General features: G+C 40.2%; 15 protein-coding genes and 1 pseudogene. 2 read left to right on the top strand and 14 right to left on the bottom strand.

The window, feature by feature from the left end:
• Nucleotides 1-47: 47 nt before the first annotated feature.
• From ACQQ2I_RS03645 to ACQQ2I_RS03620, 6 genes and pseudogenes are all read right to left on the bottom strand, one after another.
• Nucleotides 48-1,220: a DUF418 domain-containing protein gene (locus ACQQ2I_RS03645; protein ID WP_431029222.1), complete on the bottom strand. Its 1,173-nt coding sequence runs from the start codon at nucleotides 1,218-1,220 to the stop codon at nucleotides 48-50.
• Between the two features lie 226 nt (nucleotides 1,221-1,446).
• Nucleotides 1,447-3,810 (bottom strand): annotated as a pseudogene (gene addA / locus ACQQ2I_RS03640) (helicase-exonuclease AddAB subunit AddA); the annotation flags it as partial.
• A 111-nt stretch (nucleotides 3,811-3,921) separates the two neighbouring features.
• Nucleotides 3,922-5,736: a group II intron reverse transcriptase/maturase gene (gene ltrA / locus ACQQ2I_RS03635; protein WP_431029221.1), complete on the bottom strand. Its 1,815-nt coding sequence runs from the start codon at nucleotides 5,734-5,736 to the stop codon at nucleotides 3,922-3,924.
• A gap of 590 nt (nucleotides 5,737-6,326) precedes the next feature.
• Nucleotides 6,327-7,691 carry a UvrD-helicase domain-containing protein gene (locus ACQQ2I_RS03630; RefSeq protein ID WP_431029220.1) on the bottom strand — a complete coding sequence of 455 codons (1,365 nt, stop codon included), beginning with the start codon at nucleotides 7,689-7,691 and terminating at the stop codon, nucleotides 6,327-6,329.
• Nucleotides 7,669-11,214, bottom strand: a complete 3,546-nt coding sequence (addB, locus tag ACQQ2I_RS03625) for a helicase-exonuclease AddAB subunit AddB (protein WP_431029218.1) — start codon at nucleotides 11,212-11,214, stop codon at nucleotides 7,669-7,671. The genes ACQQ2I_RS03630 and addB overlap by 23 nt, the downstream gene beginning before the upstream one ends.
• Before the next feature lie 232 nt (nucleotides 11,215-11,446).
• The gene (locus tag ACQQ2I_RS03620; protein ID WP_431029217.1) at nucleotides 11,447-12,076 is read right to left on the bottom strand and encodes a TVP38/TMEM64 family protein; all 630 of its coding nucleotides are present in this window, start codon (nucleotides 12,074-12,076) and stop codon (nucleotides 11,447-11,449) included.
• A gap of 314 nt (nucleotides 12,077-12,390) precedes the next feature.
• Here ACQQ2I_RS03620 and ACQQ2I_RS03615 point away from each other — a divergent pair, with 314 nt between their 5' ends.
• Both ACQQ2I_RS03615 and ACQQ2I_RS03610 read left to right on the top strand, forming a co-directional pair.
• Entirely contained in the window at nucleotides 12,391-12,702 is a 312-nt protein-coding gene (locus tag ACQQ2I_RS03615; protein WP_431029216.1) for an AzlD domain-containing protein, read from the top strand.
• A gap of 57 nt (nucleotides 12,703-12,759) precedes the next feature.
• Nucleotides 12,760-13,425, top strand: a complete 666-nt coding sequence (locus ACQQ2I_RS03610) for an AzlC family ABC transporter permease (protein ID WP_431030442.1) — start codon at nucleotides 12,760-12,762, stop codon at nucleotides 13,423-13,425.
• 158 nt (nucleotides 13,426-13,583) lie between these two features.
• Here the strand turns inward: ACQQ2I_RS03610 and ACQQ2I_RS03605 are convergent, their stop codons facing one another.
• The 8 genes from ACQQ2I_RS03605 to uvrA form a co-directional block, all read right to left on the bottom strand.
• A complete protein-coding gene (locus ACQQ2I_RS03605; RefSeq protein ID WP_431029215.1) occupies nucleotides 13,584-14,753 on the bottom strand; it encodes a PDZ domain-containing protein in 1,170 nt (389 codons plus the stop codon).
• A 67-nt stretch (nucleotides 14,754-14,820) separates the two neighbouring features.
• Nucleotides 14,821-16,257, bottom strand: coding sequence for a S41 family peptidase (locus ACQQ2I_RS03600; RefSeq protein ID WP_431029214.1), 1,437 nt, complete (start codon nucleotides 16,255-16,257; stop codon nucleotides 14,821-14,823).
• Between the two features lie 62 nt (nucleotides 16,258-16,319).
• Complete coding sequence (locus ACQQ2I_RS03595) at nucleotides 16,320-16,886, bottom strand: TlpA family protein disulfide reductase (RefSeq protein WP_431029213.1); 567 nt, start codon at nucleotides 16,884-16,886, stop codon at nucleotides 16,320-16,322.
• A gap of 220 nt (nucleotides 16,887-17,106) precedes the next feature.
• Nucleotides 17,107-18,375 carry a murein hydrolase activator EnvC family protein gene (locus ACQQ2I_RS03590; protein WP_431029212.1) on the bottom strand — a complete coding sequence of 423 codons (1,269 nt, stop codon included), beginning with the start codon at nucleotides 18,373-18,375 and terminating at the stop codon, nucleotides 17,107-17,109.
• Between the two features lie 25 nt (nucleotides 18,376-18,400).
• The gene (ftsX, locus tag ACQQ2I_RS03585) at nucleotides 18,401-19,297 is read right to left on the bottom strand and encodes a permease-like cell division protein FtsX (RefSeq protein WP_431029211.1); all 897 of its coding nucleotides are present in this window, start codon (nucleotides 19,295-19,297) and stop codon (nucleotides 18,401-18,403) included.
• Entirely contained in the window at nucleotides 19,287-19,973 is a 687-nt protein-coding gene (ftsE, locus tag ACQQ2I_RS03580; protein WP_431029210.1) for a cell division ATP-binding protein FtsE, read from the bottom strand. The genes ftsX and ftsE overlap by 11 nt, the downstream gene beginning before the upstream one ends.
• A 322-nt stretch (nucleotides 19,974-20,295) precedes the next feature.
• The gene (locus ACQQ2I_RS03575; protein ID WP_431029208.1) at nucleotides 20,296-21,495 is read right to left on the bottom strand and encodes a DUF4097 family beta strand repeat-containing protein; all 1,200 of its coding nucleotides are present in this window, start codon (nucleotides 21,493-21,495) and stop codon (nucleotides 20,296-20,298) included.
• Between the two features lie 128 nt (nucleotides 21,496-21,623).
• Nucleotides 21,624-24,491, bottom strand: a complete 2,868-nt coding sequence (gene uvrA / locus ACQQ2I_RS03570; protein ID WP_431029207.1) for an excinuclease ABC subunit UvrA — start codon at nucleotides 24,489-24,491, stop codon at nucleotides 21,624-21,626.

The raw sequence follows: 24,491 nt of genomic DNA, 5'->3' as shown, positions 1-24,491 counted from the left end.
CGCTCCTTCTTTTTTCTACATCATACATCAAACCTTTAGGAATTTCCTCACTTTTCTGAATACATTTTTCTATAAGTTAATTTCTTCACCGCTGCTTCAAGTGGACCTTGCTTAAACTTCGATAGCCATAGCTCCGCTAAAATGATTTGTACAACAAAAATGCCTACCGCAATGTACACGGCTGTTGGTACATCAATTTTCCCGTAAAGGCCAAAGCCATAATTATAAAAGATCGTCGTACAAATGACTGATTGTAAAATATACATCGTCATCGACATACGCCCTATTTTAGCAAGTGGTGATAATACCTTGACGATAGCTGGAACGAAACATAGCACGACGAAAATAGCGATGTACCCAACCGAAAGAATCGGTCCACCTACATAAATTTTTAAATAATACAGTAAATACGTATACGAAAATGTCGTTGGTGCACTTTTAATAAATAAACCAACTACTGTTGCCACAATCGCAAGCGTAATCCATAATCCTTTTAACTCTTTTGCGCGTTCGATTAATTGCCACTTCGCTGCAGCCGCCCCAATGAGCATAAACGGTAAAATCATAAATAACGAACTGAACCACATTAAAAAGCTCATCTGCATAGATAAATCATGTAAGCGTTGCATAAAAGCATCTATGTATCCACCTGTAGCATAAGCGGTAATGGCATTTTGTACCCTTTGGATATCTACTGCTGTCTCGGTCATTTCTGCATTTAATATGCCTTGCATACTAAACAGCAATATATAAAGGCCGTGCATTAACATCTGTAAAATGAGTGCAATTGTTAGTAACACTCCGCTGTTTTTGCGCATAAGTGCAATGACAAAAAAACCACAAAAAGCATACATCGCGATAATGTCACCCCACCATAGTAGTAGCGCATGTAGCATCCCTACAACAAATAAAATGAGTAGACGCTTCGGGGCAAATTTATAAAAGTTCGTACCCACGCGCTGTGCCTTCATATACTGCATCGCTAACCCATATCCGAACAACATTGAAAATAATGGGTAAAAGCTACTTTGCACATAAATATCTAATGCCTGATGCCAAATGATATCAATCGCTTCGGTAAACCACTCGTTTAACATAATGTATGGCTGAGGCAAATAAAACCCAAAAATATTCACGAGCAGTATCCCTAATAAACTAAAGCCTCGGATTATATCAATGGTCGCGACACGTTCATTCAGTTGTGTTGGCTGAAAATTCAATCGAAAACCTCCTTTACTATCCTTTATCTTACAATAGATTAAACGTAAAACGTAGAGACTAGGTTCACTTCACATAAATGTTAAAAATAGAAGCAATGATTTAATTGGCACATAATTTCTTATTAGAAAAACACAACTTGTACCAAATAGTGTGCGTTACTATCTTTCTTATGTGGTTCCTGTTATCCATGAAAAAGCGTGCCACGATCGTAGCACGCTGTAAAACTTACATACTTATACATTCCCCAATATCATATAAATACAACACTTGCTCATCTACTTGGATATGCTTAATGACGTCAATCGCTTCTGCATAAATCGATAATTGTACACGATAGCGATTGCTCATCTCTTCCGTTAATTTCGGCTCCACATCAAAAGGTGGACGAATTTTATCTGTCTTATAATCAAGTAACACCCAGCGCCCTTCTGTATCACGGAACAGGCAGTCAATCACCCCTTGAACGATTTGTGCATCATCATCTTGATCAACACGGCTTAATGTAAACGGTACTTCACGTAGCATTGCTGTCGCCTGTTTAAACCGTTCGCCAATCGACGAAGCAAAGAATTGCATCACATCTTCCATCTCCATCACAGCTGCTTCCTGTTCACGTAGTATCGCTCGGTCCACTAATTGTTGTAAAAATGCATTCGCTTCTTCTACACTCACAAACCCTTGTTGTGGTACATGCTGCATGACGGCATGGACAACTGTACCAATTTCTGCACTGGACATTTTCTTTTCCTGCATAAATATAGGACGTCTCGCTAACATCGTCGTAGAACGTTTCAACAAGTGTGATGTTGGTTGAGCGTCTTCTTGCTGTTGTAGCGCTTCATAACGCTTTATTTCGGATACAGATGTTTTGGACTTCTTCATCGTTGCCTGTTTATATGGATATTCAGCTGTAAAGCGTTTCGTTAGTAGCTCCACAAGAATTTCATCTGGCTCTCGCTTTTCTGTTTCTTGTACTACTACTTCTTCCCCTTCTTTTTTCGCACGGAACTTGTCATTCGAAAGTACCGTCACTTGCCATAAAGCATCTGTGAGCATCTCTGCTTGTGGCACATCTTCCGTAATGGATAACGTTAAGAAGTCATTGTGACGCGCTACCGCAGGACCTACCCAGTCTAAATAATTGCTTGCCCCTGCACGAAGATAGTCTGGCAAAATGGCATCGCTCGGCAACTCCTGCAATGCTTCCCACTTTTCTTTCGTCTTCTCCCAATCTTTCACAGAGCCAACCATGATCAGCTTTTCTTTTGCACGGGTCATTGCCACATACAGAATACGCATTTCCTCTGCCTTCATTTTCGCAATTTTCTTCTCTTTCATCGCTAAGTAAGGAAGCGATGTATAGACAATGCGGTGCTCAGGGTCAATCGCTTTTACGGCCATTCCAAAGTCTTGGTCGAACAAATACGAGCCGTTAAAATCTTGCATATTAAACTTACTTGACATGCCTGCGACAAAAACAACAGGGAACTCCAGCCCTTTCGATGAGTGAATCGTCACTAAACGGACCACGTCATCCGCTTCACCAATCGATTTGGCAATGCCTAAATCATCTCCACGCGATTTCATCCGGTCAATAAAACGAAGGAAACGAAACAGCCCGCGGAACGATGTCTTTTCATAGGCGAGGGCACGGTCATGTAACGCACGCAAATTCGCTTGACGTTGCTTCCCATTTGCCATCGCACCGACCATTTCATAATAATGTGTCTTTAAATAAATATCCCAAATTAAATCTGCAAGCGCTCCGCGACGAGCCGCACTACGCCAATCGCTTAGCTGATGCATAAATTGCTCGAGCTTCTTTCGGGTCTCCACACGCATCGACTGTGCTCCATCAGCTAAATATATTTTTAACGCTTCATAATACGGGACATTACGTTTAGCTAAGCGAATTTCTGCTAATTCATTTTCATTTAGCCCAATAAACGGCGCACGGAGCACAGATGCTAACGGAATATCTTGATACGGGTTATCGATGACCTTTAATAAATTCAGCATAATCATTACTTCGAGTGCATCGAAATAACCTTTCGCAGACTCTGCATATAACGGGATTCCTGCCGCTTTAAATTCCTCTGCTAAATCCGCCGACCATTTCATTGAGCGCATCAAAATCACAATATCGCTATAACGAATCGGGCGTGACTCTTTTGTTTTCGGATTATACACTGGATACTCCGAATCAATCATATGCTGAATACGCTTAATAATATAACGTGCTTCTTGCTGCGCACGACCGATCTCTTCTATTTCTTGCTCTTCTTCTGTTGCCTCCTCTTGATAAGAGGTATCACTCGTATTTGATTCATCTAAAATGACCAGTTCTACAGGCACATTTTCAGGCGTATAGCTTGCGCTAAATTTTAACGCCGCCTTATCATCGTAATTAATTTCCCCGACTTTCTCATCCATCACTTGAGAAAATACATAGTTCGTACTATTTAATACTTCTTGACGGCTTCGGAAGTTAGCATTTAAATCAATCTTCATCCCTGTCCCATTCGGATTTGGCATAAACTCCTTATATTTGCGCAAAAATAGGCGCGGTTCTGCTAAACGAAAGGCGTAGTAGAGTAGGAACCCAGCGCCTTGCTACATTGCTGTAGTAGGTTTCCAAGAACCCCTCCCCGAACCGTACGTACTCCTCTCAGAGTATACGGCTCTCCACCTATAACAAATCTATCGTTGTTTATGAATTTCTTTATGACATTTTATACATACAACCAGTGTTTTACGTTGCTTTGCGAGCATCGTCCATTCCCAGTATTCTTTACCTTTTAAGTTCTTCATCTTGTTTACATGATGAATTTCGAACTTTGTATCTGGGTGGTTATCTCCGCATAGTTCGCATTGTTTTGCACTTAACCGTTTTTCTAATTCATTTCTGCCTTGATATGCATAAAAGTTTGGTAGTTGGTCTATTTCTGATTGGAAGATTTCTTTCTTCTTTTTAAAGCCATCTTTATAGAAGTACGCAATTCTTTCACCTTGCTTTGTTTCATACTTTACACCCCAGTACTTACCTTGTCTGAATTTGGTTTTCATTTTGGCAACCGAGGATTTGTATTTATTTGCAAGTGTTTTTAAACAGCTATATTCCATAACATAACGCAATTGCCACATTTTCTGACTTACGTTTTCTGCTAGTGCATAATAATTGTATAGTCCACGTAGTTCCGCGTTATATATTTCGATGACTTCTAAATCAGGTAGACCGACAAGTCTTGGTCGATGTAACATATCCCATTGTTTAGCATCAATATCTTTAACCATTTTGTTTTTCAAGATGACCTTTTCAATCGTCCCTTGAGGTATTCGTAGTTGAACATATCCTCTATATTTACGTTTTTTTACACCGTTTTTATCTTTCGCCACACTTAAATCATGGCTAATTGAAATATCGTAGCTTAAAAATCGAGCGAACTTTGTACTATGTGTAATGAGTGTCTTTTCTTCTGATAGTTCTAATTGTAAACGGTCTTTCAAAAAGTCTTTCATTGCTTGTTTTAAGCGTTCACAATCCTCTTTACTCCCATTTACACCAACAATAAAATCGTCTGCATAACGCACATATTCCATTGCTTTATACATATCGGTATTTGGTTCATAGTACGGTAAATTGAGCAATATTTTCTTGTTCGCCTTATATTCTTCAATCATTTGTTGTCGTAAACCTTCATCTTCTGTCACATTAATCTTTTTATGCAAACGCTGATTACGCATATCATACTTTCGATATTCGGTATTTCGTTTACGCTTTTTTGGTTCACCTAAATCAAATGAAGGTTTCAAATCATTTTCGACGTATTCATCAAATTCATTTAAATAAATATTTGCGAGTAGTGGGCTAATAATACCGCCCTGTGGAGTCCCACTATGCGTTTTCTGGAATCGCCAATCTTCAACGAATCCGGCTTTTAAGAATTTCCACATTAGACGAATAAACTTTTCATCTTTTATTCGTTTACGCAAAATATTTATTAGTACTCGATGATTAATGTTATCGAAAAATCCTTTTATATCACCTTCAATGAACCAATTCACACCTGTGAAGGTTTTCTTAATTTCGACTAATGCTGTGTGACAACTTCTTTTTGGTCTGAATCCATGTGAATGTTTTGAAAAATTCGGCTCATAAATTGCTTCTATAAGCATACGACAAACTTCTTGAACGATACGATCTGTAAATGTAGGGATACCAAGTGGTCTTGTATCACCATTTTTCTTTGGGATATGAATGCGACGTACGGGCTTTGGTTGATAGCTTTCATCTTTTAATGATTCAATAATTTCTTGAACCTTTTCTTCTCCAAATCCATCTGCCGTTTCTTCGTCGATACCTTTTGTTGCACTACCTTTATTTTTGTATATCTTTGTATAGGCTTTTACATAGAAGTCTTCGTTGTATAAATGTCTGTATAGACGGTCAAATTCAAAACCGCCCTTCATCGCTTGTTTTGATAGATTGTATAAGACAATTTCTGAACTTTGCATAGAGCATTTCGCTCCTTTCTTTATTGTTTTATACGTTATAAGCTGCTCTCCTTCGCCATGTAATAGGCTTTCCCTATCTCAGACTACTACGAGAGCTCCGTTACCATATTGGATATTCAGTACCTTTGTACATAGCCATTTCGGCGTTCCAACTTAGGTAATCCCCATTTAGTATATTGTATACAGGCTCGATTCATTGTCGGAAGGAACGTTCATCCTTTTCTTCAATCTTGAAGTGTGTCTATTCTTTCGTCAATCAGAAACTAGACTTATGCTTCCATCTAGAGCATTCGTCCATGTTCAGTCGCAAGTATCTAATACGCTGAACAGAATAGATTCTAGGTTTCAAACGGTTTCCTAGACGGTGCCAGCATGACCCCACTCGGACTATTCTTCAAGCAGTTTAGCCTTCTTCCTCATATGAATCTTTTATATCTCGCCATTCAGTCGTAACCTTTCCGTTTAGGCTAACTTATGACTTGTACCGACATGCTACACTCCCTCTTTGGTTTCCCTCCAAGATAAGTCGGCTGATATATAAACCGTTTCTGTAGTTTATTCACCGCCAAATGGTGAAATATACAATACCCTTATGGGCGCACGATAGATTGCTTTACATCGCCCACCATAAATAGGTTCCCATCCGCTTCCCCGCCCGATTTGACCAGCTGTAAAATCGTTTCCTGTAGCATGTTGACGTCCTGGTACTCATCGACGAGCACCTCTTTAAAACGCACTTGGAAATCAAGTGCTACTGCCGAAGCGGTCAGTCCATCTTGCTGTTTTTCCGTTAAAATTTCGAGCGCATAATGCTCTAAATCCGAGAAATCAACTAATCCTCGCTCGAGCTTCGCCTGTTTAAACGCTTCACTATAAGCGACCGTTAATTTCACAAGCGTTTCGATAATCGGTTTCATATCACGAATTTCTTTGACTAAATGTTCAGGACTGCGAACAAAGAATGTCTCCTTTATCGTTTTAACTAAGTCTTTAGCTCGATCACGGTTATCTTTCGCTACTTTTTTTGCATATTCGTCGGCATTATCCGCCTTTTTCACAGTCGGCATACGCACCCAATTTGCTTTTTGCATGTGGTCGTAAAGGTCTTGCCATGTCCCGTGCTGCATTTTCTCCAGCGCTACTCGTACAAACGCTTCTTCTTCCGCTGCCACTGGTGCATACGCTGTTAAGCCAAATTCTGCAATCGCAAACCTTTGCATTTCTTGCAAACTTTTATGAGCAGCAATGAGCGTATGCTCGATTGATTTTTTTAATTCTTGTACAAATGGTAAATCATCTACCGTTACATCATCGGCTAAATGATAAGCATCTGGCAATGTACGAAGCCATGCATACGGGTCAGGTTGTACACGTGACATTTCATATAATTGCTCGATGAGTTTTTCAATTTGCTGATCGCTTCGGTCAGACGTAAAGCTATCCACTAACCGGTATACTTCTTCTCGCGTTAACGTCTCTTCTTTTTCTCCGTAAGCACGCTCTAGCACTTGCGCTAATACGTCATCACGAAGTAACGCTACCTCATCCTGACTGGCAATACGAAAACCTGGATCAAGGTCAATCATATAAGCATACTGGCGACAAATGGCTAAACAGAATGAGTGCAGTGTTGAAATTTGGGCTTTCCCAATCAAGCTTAATTGACGGCGTAAAAACTGATTATGTGGATCCTTTGCAATCGCCTTTTCGAGCGCTTCTGCCATTCGGTTTCGCATTTCAGCTGCGGAAGCATTTGTAAATGTAACAACGAGCAATTGGTCTACATCGATTCGTTTATCCGCTGGGGCAAGTACTTTTTGAATAAGACGCTCAATTAAAACCGCTGTTTTCCCTGAACCAGCAGCTGCTGCGACTAATATATCTTGTCCTTCAGCGTATATCGCTTTCCACTGCTCATCCGTCCACATCGCTTCACTCGGCTTCGTTGGAATCATGTAATCCACACTCCTTCTTTATTTTTTCAATGATGGCGTTTGGCTTTTGCGCGCTCAAATCTTCATAAGCCTGCGTACCATCGCTCGGATCAAACTGGCAAACTGCTTTATAACTACAATAGTCACAAGCCGTTTTTTTCTTTAAGCGAAATGGTGAAATCGATGTCTTCCCAGCAAAGATTTCATTGCCCGCTTCCTTATGTTTTTCAATGACAAACTGCTGCAACGCTGGCATAGCTGTGTCATCGACGACTTTTGAGTGCGCCCCTAGCCCTTTTGATGTTAATGAAACCGGTATAACATTTGATTTTTTTATTTCCGGCAAGTCACTATCCATCGCCTCTAAAATATCGATATCACTCGTGACAAGTCCGTTCATCCGATACTTTTCCAGACGGTTTAATTCACGAATTTGCTCATCCACCACTTCCTCTAAACGAATAAGCGGATCATGCACATGGACATATAACATACCGGCCGGGGCTACAATAATCTCTTTCTCTGCTTTTGGTAATATCAACGATGCATTTTTTAATGCGACATCTAAATACGTTAATAATTGTAAGGAAAGCCCGTGATATACCTCATTTAAATCAATATCGCGGCTTGATGATTTATAATCGACAACCCGTAAATACACCGATTCTTTTTCTTCATAGGCATCGATCCGGTCGATTTGGCCACGTAAAATCATTTTGCGTCGGTTGTCTAGTTCAATTTCAAGCGCTGGTAATGCTTGTTCTTCCTCTTGTACCCCTTTATCATCCCGCTTCCCAAACGGCTTTTCATGTACAATCGGCTTAAACTTAGACACCTTTGCATGCTCTGTTAATGCAAATAATGTACGCGCGACAACACGAATCAGCTTTTCTTTAATGTATATATAACGGGAGCTACTTTCTAAAATACTATAGGAAAATACCCCTACTAAAGGCTCTACCGTCGAACGTGCTTGTTGTAAACATTCGCTATATGTTTTTGGCGGCTCGTCCTGACTCGTTAAAATCATGCGAAGCGCTTCATGGAATAAATCCCCCATCGCAAATGTTTCCAGCTTATATTCATTTCGTTCTTCTAAGCGAAGACCATACGATGTAAAATGAGCAAATGGACAACGGAAAAATTGCTCAATACGTGAAACACTCGCTGATAATTCCTCCCCGTACAGAGCCGCTGTATTTTCATCTACTAATGTTTCCGCCACATTTTTCTTATACAGCGGTTTCGTTACATCGTAAAGTACTTCTTGCCATGTCGGATGCCGCTCATAAAATGCCTGGAGCGCAACCCACTCTTCTGCCAATTCGCCGTTCACTTCCGCATGTTTTAATTGCATCGTTAAATACGCAACAGCAGGACTTGGATGGCGTAAATAATGCAAAATCTGTTCTTTCTCTAACTCTTCAATTGGATCGATATAAATGCGCGTATGCGGCAATGTCCGCTTACCATCCACCTCAAACAGTTTGTGTAACCGGTTAATATACAGCGATGGCAACAACCCTTTACTTTCCTCATCTGCACTCGGGAACGTGAGATAAAGTCGATCCGTCGGTGAAGACATGGCACGATAGATTAAAAATGCCTCCTGTAGTAATTTACTGCGAGAGTTCGGTGCTAGCTCATAGTCAATCGCATCAAAGTATTCACGCTCAGCATCACTAATCAAACCTTCTTTATCGATACGCATTGGATATACACCATCATTCACACCGATGACAAATACGACTTTCATATTATCAAAACGGGAGAACTCCACAGTCGCCACCGTTACTTCATCAAGACTCGGCGGAATATTTGAAAACTCCAACGCATCGAATCCTTCTTCTAACACTTGCATCGCATCTTCTAGCGCAATCTGTTGGTCACCAAACATGAGCGCAAATTGATCTAACACATTGACCCAACCATTCCATACTTGGTCATGTTCACTGGCAAACTCAAATACAGCCTCTTCTAATTCCTGCTCTTTTAATGCTTGGAGCTTTTCATATACTTTTAAGTCATCAATAAATTCATAAATGGCTTTTGCCAGCTCTAAGCCATTTTCGGCTGCTTTTATTTTTTTCTCTAATGCAAGAAGTGGCGTGCGAATCATATCACGGGCACGATGCAGTAGCTGTTCCATTTCTGCCTCTGCTGAAGTTTGTACCGTTCCAATTTTTTCTAATGTTCGGAAACGCTTGTACACCCAGAACTTATCTTCTTTCCAACGATTGTGTTGAATCCCTTTTGCAATGACAAAATTCTCTAGTTGATCTACTTGCTCTCGCATCGTATCCATATCGCTATTTAACGGGAAAAATAAATCGGTCTTTACCCCGCGGAAAATCGGTTCATATTGCCAGTTCGATTGAATCACTTCAAGAGCAGAACGAGTAAGCTCAATTAACGGATGATGGAGCATCGGCCGCTTTTCATTCGAGAAAAATGGAATGCCGTACTGTGCAAATGTCGTATGAATAATCGGATCATACACATCCGCTTGCCGATACATAATCCCTATATCGCGATAACGAACCCCTTCCTCGTGCACGAGACGAAGTATTTCCCGAGCAATCCCTTGTACCTCCGCGCGGCGATTGGCCCCTTCCATAATTTGTGCGTAGCCAATTGCCTGTTTTTGTACAGGAACAGGTGCATGAAACTGTTTTTCAATATGCAGTAAATCATCATTTGTAAAACGAAATGTATGTTCTAAATGCACACGTGGTTCTACTTCAACTCCTAGTTGCATCGCTTCTTGAATCAATTTGTCATACGAAAAGGCAGCACGATGGAATAATGCTTCCGGTTGTGTCGCCGCAGTTACATCATCAAATGGCAGTACAATTGTGACACGCTTTGCTAATGCAAGTAGCTGTTGAACAATCGCCAATTCACGTTTTGTAAACATAACAAAACCGTCAATGTAAATATGAGCTTCTTTGATTTTCGATGAATGTTGAAGTTGCTCTACTAAAATAGGATAAAACCCTTCCCCATCTACATAACTATCGCCAATGCGTTCTTCTAATTCGCGTAAAATAATGTGGAAGTCTTTCATTTTCGCAATCAATGTATTCGAGGCTTTCACTTGCTCTAATTCTGCAATGAGCAGCACGATAGATTCACTCGTAATATCGTATTGACTAAATTCTCGCAGTAGCATTTCGACTTCCTGAGTAAATCCGCGCTTCCCTGCTGCTTGTCGGAATAACTGAAACTCTTCTTTATGCTCCTCTAAAATGCGGCGTAATAACATGCGATAACCGAAGCTATCAATCCGTTCCTTCGCAATCCCGCCTGTCTCCTGCAAAATAAACCAAGCTAGTCGCTTAAATGTTAATACTTGAGCACGCATAATCCCACGTACATCGTATTTATTTGTTAAATCATGCTCCGTTGTAAAAGACATCTGATCCGGTACGATGATGAAAATCGGATGCCCTAACGGATGCTGTTTTAAATCATCAATAATTTCTTGATGGATAACAGTCGTTTTCCCTACGCCTGCACGCCCCGAAATAATGCGTAATGACAATGCAATCCCCCCTTACATATAGTTGCCTCTATTGTACCTCAGAATACATGTTCGTGTGCGAATTAAAAAAGTTCATACTAGAAAAACTTATACTTTCTTATCTTCCTTACAAAAACCTCGCACACAATCGAACCGTCCTGCGATATTTTTAAATTTACTTGCTTAATTTGTTTATTTACTTGCCTAATATCCCTTTTTACTTGCCATTTCCCTCAAAAAATAAACACGACGGTTACACTTCACCGCCGTGCTCTTTTCTCTGTGCATTTCGTAAATCTCTTTCTACTCTTTTATTTAAACGGACTTCCACTGCTTTACCAAACAGCCATAAAAGAAAAATCACCACAACTGCCAGCACTAATTTAATTGGACTGCGGATTAACGCCGTAAGATCATGTCCAACAAAGCTCATAACAAAAATCATCACCATTTTCCCTAATATAACCGCTACTAAATAAAAATGCTTTCGAATATTTGACAGACCCGCTACAATATTCACTAAAACAGATGGAGTAAATGGGAAGCATAACAGGACAAAAAGCGGACTCAACCCGTTCATATCAACCCATTGAATCAATTTCTGTACACGTGTACTTTGCGTAAAGAAATGCAGCTTCGGATGTCTGCCAAATTTCCGGACAATTAAAAATACAACATATGACCCTAGCACTGTCCCAATCCATGATAAAACAAATCCCCAAAATAAACCGAATGCATTAGCATTTGCTACAACAATAACAACGAGCGGTAAAAACGGTAAAAACGATTCAATGAATGGTAACAACACTCCGACAAGCGGCCCCAATGTTCGATAATACTTTTCTACTTCTTCTATGTTTTCAATTGTCAGCCAATCGAACATGTAAACCACCCCAAATCTAATTCCCTCTTGTACTATCTTAAATTTCTAAATATTATTATAATACGTGCAAAAGCATTGTTAATAGTTGAAATATCTTTTTTTGCTATTGTTTGTCGGTAAATAAACAGCAAAATAACCTTGTGTAATTCATTAACAAGAACGCCTTTTCATAACATTTGGTTTCACTGTTAATATCATTGCACAGAGGCGCTACATTTTATTCACAATAACAGAACTTCGTTTTCGCACGTTTCTTTTTTGTATTCATTTGTAACCTTGTCAACAAGAAAAAGCAACTAAAGGGGGAGTAATACATGGGGATTTCATATTGGTGGATGATTTTAGGTATGACACTTGTTACATATATACCAAGGGCCATTCCGTTAACCTTTTTACAGGGGATCGAATTGCCGCCCTTTTTATCTGGCATTTTACGAAATATTCCTTTTGCCATTTTAGGCGCACTCATATTTCCAGCTATTTTTTATATCCAAGAAGGAGATTATTTCTTCGGGATATTAGGAGCTGTTGTCGCATTTGGCATTGCTTATGCAGGCGCCAATGTGATTTTCGTCGTACTCGGCGCTATCGCAGCATTAGCCGTTTACAGTTTAGTACTAGTGTAATCTAAGGAGTTGGGTTCATTGAAAGACCTTCATTTTTTCTCCGGTCTAAAAGCTGGTATGCCTATTGCTATCGGGTATTTTCCTGTTGCCTTAACATTTGGCTTACTCGCAAAAACGACCGGCCTTTCTATTTTAGAAGCAACCGCCATGAGCATATTTGTGTATGCAGGTGCTTCTCAGTATATTAGCTTAACATTGATTTCTAAAGGGGTAGACCCGCTTGTTATCGTACTCAATACGTTGATCGTAAATATTCGCCACTTTTTAATGTCTGCCGCGCTCAATGAAAAAATGGTCCATGCACCGAAATGGACCAAGGGACTTTTCGCTTTTTGGGTAACGGATGAAACTTTTTCTGTTCTGGCTACTCGAAAAGAAGAACGCCTTCCCATGGCATTTGGCTTTGGTGTCAATTTAGCTGCTTATAGTAGCTGGGTTGTATTTACTGCTGTTGGACATTTAATCGGTGCAAACTTACCGATGTTTTTACAAGCAGCGATGTCGGTCGCCCTGTACGCGATGTTTATTGGACTTCTCGTGCCATCCATGCGTGGTAATCGAAAAGTCTTCCTGCTCGCTCTGATTGCAGCTAGTTTAAATTGCATGTTTTATTGGACACAATGGCTTTCAACCGGCTGGGCTATCATTGTATCGGCACTTGCTTCTGCGATATTAGTAGAAATCATTTATAATCGTTGGAATAAGAAAAAACAATTTGTTTAACGACTCCAAATGGCGCGTATTCTCGCGCCATTTTTTTGTTTGGGTTATCATTTTGACCGAATACGACCGTGTTTTGCCCGTTCGTACGGCTGTTTTGACCACTTACAACTATTTAAACGCAAAAAAAGCACCCCTCCTCACAAAGAGATGCTTTCTGCTTACCTCGCTAACAGTAACCCGATTCGATAGTGGTCATCACTATGGACGACGTGTTGTGTTAAGCGAAGCTCTTTTTTATGGTCAAGCACTTCCAGTTTACAATGTGCAGCATTTACTTGAAGCGCCTCATACAATTCACGTTCTGTTTGTACTTCGCGACCGTTTACTTTTTTGATCACTTCGCCAGTTAGTAAGCCCATTTTCTCAGCAGGTGAGTTAGGTAAAACCGCCGCAATGGTTGCCCCTATTGGACTAGGTGCTACCGCATACACATCATCACGATCTTGTAATTTGTAGCGTAACACGATGAACAAACGCATTAGCGCACCTAGCATGAGCACAACAAACGCCACTTCTGGTACAAAGTAAGCACCGATGCCGCCAAGTACAACCATGCTCCCTAGCCAAATGATCGATTTCGCTAGCTTTGGATAAAAATAAACAGGCAATGTTTTACGCGTCAGTTGCTGGAATCCAATCACAAATGGGAATAACACGAAGCTAAATGCTTGCTCACCAATTGTAAACTGTGGCCAATATGGGATGTATGACGGAATAACTTCTCCCGGAATTAACACAAAAAGCGGCAAAACCCATACTTGTTTGGAAAAATAGGAAACTGCCTGTAAGCCACGTTTCGTCTTTTCCAGTATAGGCGATGCTAAATTCGCGCCATATTTTCGGATTAATACCCCTTCTACAATGACTAATAATCCAGCTACAATACAAAGCGGCACAATCGTCACATCTTGCCAAATGACGCCAGAAATTTCTACTCCTACAATTGTATACGCCTTACCTATTACTCTAAGTATTACTAACGCTACTACACTGAGAGCAAATAATACAATCGGTGATAATAAGTGAAAGGTATAGAGTACTAATCCAATAATCGTAACAGCCATTAAAATCAGTAAAAATTGCGGTGTCATCGTTAAGCCCACTGCCATGATCACTACAGATACAATAAACGATACAAGCAAACTAGCAAGTATGCTATTTTTCAATTCTGACCAACCGCTTAAAATACGTATATTAAATGATTTCCGCTCTTTTTTTACACGCCGATAGCCTAAAAAAATTGTTAAGAAAATTGTCATATAAACGATTGGGTTGATGAAAAATCGTCCGATGGCTCGAAGTATTTCTAATAAAACGTCTATGTGCATAACTCCACCTACCATTTCTATCATTACTGTCATTGTATCAAATGCATCGTTTATTGCGTATAGAAATTTAATGACCTAGCTTATGCATGACATAGCTAACCGCCATCTGTAGTTGTAAATCGTTTTCTGTTTTGCTCTTATAGAGGGCTACTTGCTCTTGCATTTTTTCGAAAAATAATTCATCTAATTTATCGCCGTCATGTAAATCATATTTTTCACGGAATGCTACAACTGCTTCCCGAGTGGTTTCATCAAAATAGCCATCTTGCCGCACGATTTGGAAGCCAAATGCATGCAATACTTTTTGCGCGTATGCTACTTCTTCCGCAAAATCGCCCACTTCAAAGCTACCACGCACTGGTATAAATTCAATCATATATAAGGGATGCTGATCTGCCTCGATATCGGGCTTTATTCCTTTTCCGTTAATCCATGTTTCCTTCGGTGTTAGCCATTTATTTGTAGAAAGCTTGACGGAACCACCATTTGCTAAATCCCACGTCTCTTGGACTGTGCCTTTACCGAAGCTTTTCGTACCGACAAGCGTCCCTTTCCCCCAACTTTGCATCGCTGCACTAAATACTTCACTCGCAGATGCCGAACCTTCATTTTGCAAAATGACAATCGGTAATTCACGAATTTCCTTCTTTAAGCCTTCAATCTCATCCAGCTTAACCGTTTTTAAAGGCTCCAGCTTCCCTTTTCCATCTTGCATATAAGCAAATACTTTTCCTTCTTCTCCAATTGTGCTAATAATGCCCGCCACACTATGTAAATAGCCACCTGGATTATCACGCACATCTACAATGAGTGCTTGGACATCTTGTTCGATTAGCTTTGACACCTCTTGCAACCATTGCTCAAGCGTGTTCTCTGCAAATAAACTAATTGTTACATAGCCGACGGGCACATTCTCTACTGTAATCACTTTTGCATCAACTGTATCATTTTCCATTTTTGCTCGTTCAACAGCTACTTTAATATGACGTTCGATACTAGGACGATATAAGACAAGTGTTACTTCTTCTCCTGCCTTTCCTTGCATCAGTTTAATTACTTCACCAATCGTTTTACCATCTAACCGTACATCGTTAATTTGTACAATTTCATCATATGGCCGTATGCCTGCTTTCTCAGCTGGAGAAGACTTAACGGGTGATACAACGATAAACTTCCCATTTTTCTCAGCAATTTCAACGCCTATTCCGACTTTTTCACCAGCAAGCGACGCTTTATGAATCGCTGCCTCCTCTTTCGAATAATACGAACTGTACGGGTCTTTAATTGCAGAAGCCATACCACGTAATGCGCCTTCTACAATCGTTCCGCTGTCCAAATCATACACGGATTGCTCTTCAATAAGCGTGTACAATTCCTCCACAACGTCTAGGTCACTAGCACCTTCCACTGTTACAACCTGCTGTCGAACGAATGTATAAATGACAACAGCCAGCACAATACATGCTAAAAAGAAAAAAAGTCGACTTTTTCGTATCCTTCTCACCTCTACTCTTAAAATATGAAGAGATTGATAAGAACATACACAAAAAGCCGAAATTCGTCACCTTAATCTAATTTTGCAATATACTCCCGAATCGCCTCTTCATCCAGTGGCCCTTGAATATAATATTGAATACGTCCTTCTGTATCAATCATGAGCGTCGAGGGGATCGTGAGCACTTCATATAATTTAATAATGTTATCTTCTGGCATTAATAAAACAGGAAATGTGATGTCATAGCTATTGACAAATTTTTGAACATTCTCTGCGCCTTGATCATTGTATGTCGTATTGGCTGCAATAATGGTCACATTATCTGCATCTGCATACTTTTCATAGTATTCTTGTAAATGCGGCATTTCTGCGCGACACGGCGGACACCAAGATGCCCAAAAGTTTAAAATAACTTTTTTTCCTTTTAAATCACTCAGTGTCACGGACTCTCCAGTTAACGTTTGGAGCGTAAAATCTGGTGCAATTTGCCCCTTCTGTAAACCTTCCTCTTGTGTTAAATCGACCTCATAGCCTACTTGTGCAATCTTGTTATTTTTATCCGTTTGTTGCTTTATAAACGTACTAATTGCAATGACTATTAGGACTAACACGACAGCTAACCCTATATTTTTCTTCATCGTTTGCCTCCACTATATCGAATATCAATAGATGATTTCCTTGTAAATTCTTTTCTAGCATAGCAAAAAAAGAAGGTGTCCAGAAAGTAGAAACTTTCAGAACACCCCCTTCACTCCTTAATAATGATTATATTGCTCCTGCGATGGTCGCATCCACATGCCACCATCCTCGTCGCAAAGGTCCCGTCTCAAAATGCCTTTTCAGACGGTCCCTTAAATCTTACAGTGAAATATAGCGTAATGGGTTAACAGCGTTTTTACGTGCCCCAGCCCATGTACCTGTATGCATTTCGAAGTGTAGATGTGGTCCTGTCGAACGTCCCGTACTGCCCATGCCAGCGATGACTTGTCCTTTTGAAACAGAATCGCCAACACTTACATTAAAGCTATTTAAATGAGCATACACAGTTGTCCAAATTTGGCCATCAATCGAGTGTGTAATCATAATGACATTGCCATAAGTAGATAGTTTCGATGCATACGACACAACACCATCAGCGGCTGCAACAATTGGTGTACCCGTTGAATTCGCAATATCTACTCCGTAATGGAACTCGTTACCATAGCCGAGATTTCGCCAGCCAAACGGCGATGTTAAGCGACCAGTCGTTGGTGTTGTCCAAGTACCTGCTGATACAGCTGGTGTATCGCCTGACACACCGCCACCACCATTGTTTTTATTCGCCTCTTGTTGACGCGCAATTTCTGCTAAACGGGCTTGTTCTTTTCGAATTTGCGCTTCAACATCTTTACTTAATTCTAATGCCTCAGAATACTCTTCTTCTAATAATGCCTTTTCATTTTTCAATTTGGCTTGTTCTGCTTCAAGCGCATCGACCAATTTATTTTTCTCTGCTTTTTGAGAATTTAAAGAAGCTTTTAATGATTCTAATTTTGCTTGATTTTCTTCAAGTTGCTTTTTCTTATTTTCGAGCGCCAATTTTTGCTCTTCTAACGCTTCTTGATCATTTTTTTGATCGCGCATAATTTGACGATCAGCATCGATTAGCGTACTAACCGCCGAGAAACGATCGATAAAATCTACGAAACTATTTGCGCCAAGTAATACATCTAAATAGTTCACTGTACCACCTGCTTGAATCGCACGTGCACGCTCTTCTAATAATACGTTACGCTCATCAATTTTTCGTTGCAATTCTGCAATGTCCTTCTCTAATTCTGCAATTTCTTGATTCGCTAGATTAATATCGGCAACAACTTGTTCAATGGATTTATTTGTTTTATTAATTTCTGCATTTAATGTTTGAATTTGTTCCAATAATTGTTCTTGCTTTGTTTGGTTCGTTTTAATTTCTGTACTTTTTTCGTTAATTGAATTATTTAACGCATCTTTTTCTTGTTGTAATTGTTTCTGTTCCTGCTTTAAATCAGAAAGCGATGTCGCATATGCAGCAGGGACTTGTACAATTAATAGTAGCGCCATGAAAACCGCTAACCATTTCCAAGGCTTTTTACTTCCGTTCTTCAATTGGGAATACCCCTTTCTCATAAGCTTAAATTTTTAAGAATTTACGAACAGACATAAAGCTTCCCCAAATCCCAATGAGTAAACCAATGCCCATCAGCAATGCATTTACTTGATATAGAAGTGGTGTCACTTCAAGGAGTTCTAATAGATTTCCTTGAATACGTGGGGCAAGTGTATGGTATAAGTTGTAATATAGGAGCGAAACGACAACCATTGGGATAATAGAACCGAGTAGACCAATCCACATGCCTTCAAATACAAAGGGAACACGTACAAATGAATTGGTAGCCCCTACTAATTTCATAATCTCAATTTCGTCTTTACGCGCAATAATCGTAATGCGAATCGTATTGGAAATTAAGAACATCGCGGTAAACAATAAACCTAAAATTAATACTAATCCGATATTTCGGCTAATATTTAAGAAGCTAAATAACTTCTCTACTTTTCCTTCACCGTACAATACCTCATATGTATGATCCAACTTTTCAATTTGCGCAGCTACATTTGCTGTTTGCTGCGGGTCAACCGCCTTTACATACAATACATTGTGCAATGGGTTGTTTTGCTCAAATAAACTTAATTCCTCACCAAAATCTTTAATTAAGTCTGACAACTCTTGTTCCTTTGGTGAATAGACGACCTCGGCTACATCTGGCAAGTTTTTAATTTGCGCCATCAGCTCTGCCTCAGCTGTCTTCTTTTGTTCTTCATCATTCATAATGTCAATTAACACACGGATTTCCACATCATTTTCTAAATCCGTTGCGACTTTATTTAAATTCATCATAATAATGGCAAACACACCAACGAGCAGTAAAGTGACCGTAACTGCACTAATCGATGCAATGGTCATCCAACTATTACGACCTAATGATTTAAAGCTTTCACGAAAATGACGACGTAACGTTCTACCCTTCATAGCCGTAGTCACCTCCGTATTCATCACGCACAATTAACCCGCCCTCAATCGCAATAACACGCCTACGCATTGTGTTCACGATTTCACGATTATGCGTCGCCATGACAATCGTTGTGCCTTGGCGATTGATTTCCTCAAATATATCCATGATTTCCCATGATGTTTCAGGGTCTAGATTTCCAGTCGGTTCGTCTGCGATTAACACTTTTGGCTTATTAACAATAGAGCGCGCAATCGATACACGCTGTTGTTCACCACCCGAAAGCTCACTCGGTAACATACGTACCTTATGCTTTAAGCCAACTAGCTCTAGCACTTCCATGACACGTTTACGAATAATCTTTGGATGTTCTTCAATTACTTCCATTGCAAATGCGACATTTTCATACACACTTAGACGTGGTAAAAGCTTAAAATCTTGAAACACAACACCTAATTGGCGACGTAAATGTGGTACACGTGCATTTTTTAATGTCGTTAAATTAATCCCAGCTACAATGACTTCGCCAGCTGTCGGCTTTTCTTCTCGATACATTAACTTAATAAAAGTTGATTTTCCGGCACCACTCGGACCAACTACATAGACAAATTCACCTTGGCTAATATTTATAGAAATGCCGTTTGTTGCAACGACACCATTCGGGTACTTTTTTACAACATTCTTCATTTGGATCATTTAACGAAACCACCTAATAATTACTAAATCGAAATTTGTTTTCTCTATCATTATAGCATTTTGAATACCTTATTTTATTACAGTTTTATTTCATTCTTATACGATAAAATACGACACTCTATCCTCTTACATTCGATAAAAATAGCATAACCCCTTCTTTCGATGTAAATTTCTTGTAATAGTTTTGAAAACTTCGTGAATTCGTAAAATATCTTTGTGCTTTTGCTCGTCTCCCCTCCTTTGTGCCCGGATACACTTTCTTTTTGATCACTCAAAACGGCACAACGAAAAAGCAAGCCGCCTAAGCGACTTGCTCCACAAATTATTCACCCTGTGTTGTGTAACGAACGACAATGGAACCTGTACGTGATTCACCAACTAATTTGAGTAATGGTGCATCCGTAATGATTTTATCGAAATGTAATGTTTTTAGTAAAAATTGGTCTTCTTCGACACGCGTTGTCACATCTGCTAATCCTACGTCTGTTCGACCGAAATTCGAAGTAACTTGCCCATCTAGTGAAACATTTTTTGGTACATATATTTCTACAGAGCCTGCCACTGTTCGTGCTTTCACTTTATGCGCGTTGGTAGAAGTTGTTGTCACTACTACATGACCATTAACAGATTCCGCCTCTACTTCTTTCACATCGCCATCAATGTACACACGGCCATTCGCTGTTTCCGCTTCTAAGTCTTGCCCTGAAATGTGACGCGCTTCAATGGCCCCATTCGCTGATTGTAAATCTGCATGCTCAAATGTTGCATGCTCTACGATAACATTACCGTTGTACGTTTTTACTTTCACAATTTTGGCATCAATATCGTTTAATGTAATCCCACCGTTTAGTAAACGAACAATCAGCACATCATAATGCTTCTCAGGGAGTACTACACGCAGTGCCACATGTGCCATTTTTGCCTGTGTTGCCACTTCAATTTTGCCGTCTTTTAATTCCACAAAGCGCTCTGTAAAACGATCCGTTGCTTCTTGCTCTGTCCCATTCTTCGATGTTTTTACATGTGCTTCAATTTGAATTGTTGGTGCTGTCCCTTTTTCAATCGTTACACGACCGTTCGGAATATCAATTTCGAAGCCTCTTACTTCTTCTGCATTAAAGGCGTACGTTTTATCAAACTCCACCTTTTCACCGAACGGAAATTCAACGTCCAAGTCCTTTACTTTTGACAGCGTCGTATTCATGAGCGTCATCATGCGACCGCTAAACTCCGATAAATCATGGCGTAACTCATGCATAAGCTCGTCCATCTTTTTATTTAAATCTTTGTTACCTAATTTACTAAATAAATCTTCAAAGCCTGTCGTTTTACGTTTCTTTTCTTGTTCAAATGTTGACTGTTGCCATTCATTTTTTTCTTGCACCGGCTCTACATATGTAGAAGGTGATGAAGATGGCGTGGAGTCTTTTTGCTTTGATAATGCCTCAAGCAATTGAATAGCCTCATCTGCTGAAATCGTTCCGTCTTCCACTAATTTTAAAATCCGTTTACGTTCATCCATCAAAAAAATCCTCCCTTTCGTCATTTACATCATTATACGATGTGGGAGGATAAAAAGTTTCATTCGGACTCTGATTAGTTGTTAGTTAAAATAGCCTTGGCTTGCTCATTCACTTTACTTAGAGCTACTTATTTTACTTTCGCTTGTTCAATGATAGCCGCCATCCGCTGGCGATCACGCTGTAAAATTGGCTTTAAATAGCGTCCTGTATAGCTTGCTTCGACTTCACAAATTTCTTCTGGTGTGCCGGTAGCCACAATCGTTCCGCCTTTATCGCCACCCTCAGGACCAAGGTCGATGATATAATCTGCCGTTTTAATGACATCTAAATTATGCTCAATGACAAGCACAGTCTCCCCATTGTCCACAAGACGCTGCAATACTTTTAAGAGACGAGCAATATCCTCGGCATGGAGACCTGTTGTTGGCTCATCTAAAATATAAAATGACTTCCCTGTCGAACGACGGTGCAATTCTGACGCTAACTTCACACGCTGCGCCTCACCGCCCGATAAAGTCGTTGCCGGCTGACCAAGCTTCATATATCCAAGCCCTACATCCACAATTGTTTGCAATTTACGATGGATTTTCGGGATATTTTCAAAGAAGACGACTGCATCTTCGATCGTCATATCGAGTACATCTGCAATATTTTTTTCTTTGTATCGTACTTCGAGTGTTTCGCGATTATAACGTTTCCCGTGACATACTTCACATGGTACATACACATCCGGTAAAAAGTGCATTTCAATTTTAATAATCCCGTCACCACGACAAGCTTCACAGCGCCCCCCTTTGACATTAAAGGAGAACCGCCCTTTTTTATAGCCGCGCACCTTCGCTTCATTCGTCGCTGCAAAGACATCTCGAATATCATCAAACACACCTGTATACGTTGCCGGATTGGAACGTGGTGTACGACCGATTGGTGATTGGTCAATATCGATGACTTTTTCAAGCTGTTCAATCCCTGTCACTTCTTTATGTGCACCAGGTTTCACTTTTGCACGATTTAATTTTTGTGCCAGTGACTTATATAAAATTTCGTTAATTAATGTGGACTTCCCAGAACCCGATACACCCGTTACCGCAACAAACAGGCCAAGTGGCACATCCACATTGACTTTCTTTAAATTGTTTTCAGATGCCCCTTTAATCGTGAGCTTACGACCGTCTAATGGGCGACGTTCAATCGGTAGTGGAATAAACTTCTTCCCGCTTAAATATTGCCCTGTTAGTGATGCAGCATTATCCATGACCTCTTGTGGTGTGCCTTGTGCCACAATGGTACCACCATGCACACCCGCCCCAGGACCTACATCAATTAAATAATCAGCTGCCATCATCGTATCTTCATCGTGCTCTACGACAATTAATGTATTGCCCAAATCACGCATATTTTGAAGCGTTGAAATGAGACGATCATTATCACGCTGATGGAGACCAATGGATGGCTCGTCCAAAATATAGAGCACACCTGTTAAACGAGAGCCGATTTGTGTGGCCAGGCGAATACGCTGCGCTTCCCCACCAGAAAGTGTTCCTGCTGCACGACTTAATGTTAAATAATCCAGCCCTACATTCATAAGGAAGCCTAACCGTTCATTAATTTCACGTAAAATTAAACGCGCAATTTGCATATCTTTTTCTGATAATACGAGCGACTCAAAAAAGTGTTGTGCTTCTTGAATGGCATATTGCGTTACTTCCGCAATGTGCTTGCCACCTATTTTGACAGCAAGGGACTCCGGCTTTAAACGATACCCCTTACAGCTCGGGCAAGCCTGCTCTGCCATATACTTTTCCATTTGCTCCCGTACATAATCAGATGTCGTCTCTTTAAAGCGGCGCTCGATATTTTTTAGTACTCCTTCAAATTCAACCATTTGTGAATGGGTACGCCCATAATCGTTCGTATACGTAAATTCGATTTTGTCTTTGCCAGAGCCGTTTAAAATTTTATTTAATTGCTCTTTTGGCAGTTCTTTTACGGGCACATCCATTGGGATTTGATAATGTTCACATACCGCCTTTAGTAACTGCGGATAATACTGCGAACTTGTCGGTTCCCATGGGGCAATGGCATGCTCAAGTAGTGTACGGTTCCAATCTGGAATGACTAAATCCGGATCAACCTCCATTTTCATGCCTAGTCCGTCACATGATGTACATGCCCCAAACGGACTGTTAAACGAGAACATGCGCGGCTCTAATTCCCCAATCGAGAAGCCACAATGCGGACAGGCATGATGCTCGCTAAATAATAGCTCCTCCTGCTCCATCACATCGACTAATACACGCCCCTCTGCTAAACGAAGAGCTGCTTCTAGTGAATCACTTAACCGCGTGGCAATGCCTTCTTTTATAACAATCCGGTCCACGACTACTTCAATCGTATGCTTTTTATTTTTATCCAGTTCAATATTGTCATCTAAATCCCGTAACTCACTGTTTACGCGAACACGTACATAGCCTTGCTTTTTCAAATCTTCTAATAGCTTGACATGCGTCCCTTTTTTTCCTTCTACAATTGGCGCTAAGAGCTGCATTTTCGTACGTTCTGGATATTCAAGTAAACGGTCCACCATTTGCTCAATCGTTTGCGACGTAATTTCAATGCCATGATTTGGACAAACCGGCTTACCCACACGTGCAAATAGCAGACGTAAATAATCATAAATTTCCGTTACGGTACCTACTGTAGAACGAGGGTTACGGCTCGTTGTTTTTTGATCAATAGAAATCGCGGGTGATAATCCTTCAATTGTGTCCACATCTGGTTTATCCATTTGCCCAAGGAACTGCCGTGCATAGGCCGATAAACTTTCTACGTATCGACGCTGTCCTTCTGCATAAATCGTATCGAAAGCGAGTGACGATTTACCTGACCCCGACAAACCTGTTAATACAACAAGTTGATCGCGTGGAATCGTTACATTAATATTTTTTAAATTATGTGCCCGTGCACCTTGTACAACAATTTCGGTATTTTTCAC

Origin of the sequence: Lysinibacillus sp. LZ02 (assembly GCF_050613145.1) — a bacterium.
Classification (GTDB): domain Bacteria; phylum Bacillota; class Bacilli; order Bacillales_A; family Planococcaceae; genus Lysinibacillus_B.
The sequence above is the reverse complement of the archived record's forward strand: the minus strand, read 5'-3'. Positions and strand labels throughout refer to the sequence as shown.